The sequence below is a fragment of the Priestia sp. P5_B4 genome (assembly GCF_056400385.1).
In genome coordinates, this window is record NZ_JBFULJ010000712.1 from 1 (window position 1) to 1,968 (window position 1,968).

Consider the following 1,968-nt stretch of genomic DNA (forward strand, 5'->3'; position numbering starts at 1 on the left):
GGAATGAGGTTGACGTTAGAGAGCCGGCATAGAGAGTCTACATTACAACAAACATATCGATGTAAAGTAGTTGAGTTTACGGAAGACGTGATTTATATTAGCTATCCGCTAAATGAAGAAACGCAGCGAAGTGCTTTTTTACTAAAAGGTACAAAATTGCTTGCTACGTTTATTGGATATGATCAAAATGTATATACTTTTCCAACTGAAGTAACAGGGCGTGAAATAAAAGGCATGCCTGTTGTGAAGCTCTTTTACCCGGGCGATAAAAAGTTAAAATCTATCCAAAGAAGAAATTTTTTTCGTGTGCCGCTTACAGTGAAGGCGGTGATAGAAAGTGAACAAGAACAGCAGGATGTAATGGAAATCATGACTAAAAACATCAGTGCAGGTGGAATAGCCGGCTCCTTCCATCACTCGCTGCTTTTTAATGAGAAAGATTCGGTTGTTGTACGGTTAAGTCTTCCTAACCGTGAGGGAGCTTTGCAGCATCTTGAATTAAAAGGGGAAGTTGTACGAATTACCGCCCCGACTTCTTGTAAAGTAGGTCAGCTATCTATTAAATTTATGGACATGGAAAAACAAACGAAAGAAATGATGATTCGTTATACCTTAAAGCGTCAGCTCGACCTAAGAAGAAAAGGTCTTCTTTAGCGTATAAAAAAAACTTCTCTTTCCTAAACTGTAAGCAAAGGTATTACTTCTTACAAAAGGAGAAAAAAGGTGAATCGAATAGAACGAATTTTAATTAAATTAGTGGTTATTCAATTTGTGTTTTTAATAATTGCCCAATGTATTTTACTATCTAGCAGTCACAGTACATATTTCTCAAAGGTTATTCAGTATGAGGGAGTTAGCAAAAATAATTTTAATAAAATTATTGAAACATTCGACCAGTAGTCGGACGTATGGTAGAATAACTAGGAAAGAAACATGCAGTGAACACCAGGCAGGAGAAGACCCCCTGCTCTTTTTTTCGTTTATAAACGCTTCATATAAAATGGCTCATTGTATAAAAGATGAAAGTGGTTTGTTCCTGTTTTGAAATTAAGGGAGGCACTTATGGAAAAACAAATTTCAATCGCGATTGACGGTCCTGCAGCTGCTGGGAAAAGTACAGTGGCAAAGATTATAGCAGAAACCTTATCATATATTTATGTTGATACAGGAGCGATGTATCGTGCTCTAACGTATCAAGCACAGAAAAACCAGGTAGATTTGCAAAATGAAGAAGAGCTATTGCATTTACTTAACGAAACAGTCATCGATTTAAAGCCGTCTGAATCGGGACAGGTAGTCATCTTAAATGGGCAGAATGTTACAAGTGAAATTCGTTCAGCAGAAGTAACTAACTCTGTATCCATCGTAGCGAAACATCGTGCAGTTCGTGAAGAGATGGTAGCGAGACAGCAGGGCCTTGCTAAAGATGGAGGCGTTGTAATGGACGGACGTGATATCGGTACACACGTGCTTCCTCACGCAGAAGTTAAAATCTTTTTATTAGCGTCTGTGGATGAAAGAGCACAGCGACGCTATGACGAAAACATAAAAAAAGGTTTTGAATCAAATTTAGAGCGTTTAAAAGAAGAAATTGCCCGCAGAGACAAGCTGGATTCTGAGCGCGAAGTAGCACCTCTTAAAAAAGCTGAAGATGCAATTGAAATCGATACAACTTCTTTATCGATTGAAGGAGTTGTAGAAAAAATACTTTCTATTACAAAAGAAAGGATTGGATGATTTTGAGCTTTTATATGTTTGCACGTGCCATTGTAAAAGGCATTTTAACACCAGTTTATCGTTATGAAGTAATCGGTGCAGAAAATATCCCTTCAGAAGGCGGAGTTTTGCTTTGTTCAAATCATATTGACAACTTAGATCCGCCTACTGTAGGTGTGACATGTCCAAGGCCTATTTCGTTTATGGCAAAAGCAGAGCTGTTTAAAGCACCTTTTCTGAAGACGGTTCTGC

At 38.1% G+C, this 1,968-nt stretch carries 4 protein-coding genes; all 4 read left to right on the top strand.

Translation table 11 applies throughout. From position 1 onward, the window contains the following. Positions 1–654 (top strand): flagellar brake protein (locus AC1DRF_RS25040; protein WP_477741966.1); only part of this gene is annotated, 654 nt, incomplete at its 5' end. 69 nt (positions 655–723) lie between these two features. Continuing rightward, positions 724–900, top strand: coding sequence for a YpfB family protein (locus AC1DRF_RS25045; protein WP_013059030.1), 177 nt, complete (start codon positions 724–726; stop codon positions 898–900). A gap of 162 nt (positions 901–1,062) precedes the next feature. Beyond that, positions 1,063–1,737 (top strand): (d)CMP kinase, encoded by a 675-nt coding sequence (cmk, locus tag AC1DRF_RS25050; protein WP_427075248.1) that lies wholly within the window; start codon positions 1,063–1,065, stop codon positions 1,735–1,737. Continuing rightward, on the top strand, positions 1,734–1,968 hold a 235-nt coding region (locus AC1DRF_RS25055; RefSeq protein WP_477741967.1), incomplete at its 3' end, for a lysophospholipid acyltransferase family protein. The genes cmk and AC1DRF_RS25055, both read left to right, overlap by 4 nt.

Coding starts and splice junctions, on each gene's coding strand:
- cmk (WP_427075248.1), top strand. CDS start 1,063: ATGGAAAAACAAATTTCAATCGCGATTGACGGTCCTGCAGCTGCTGGG.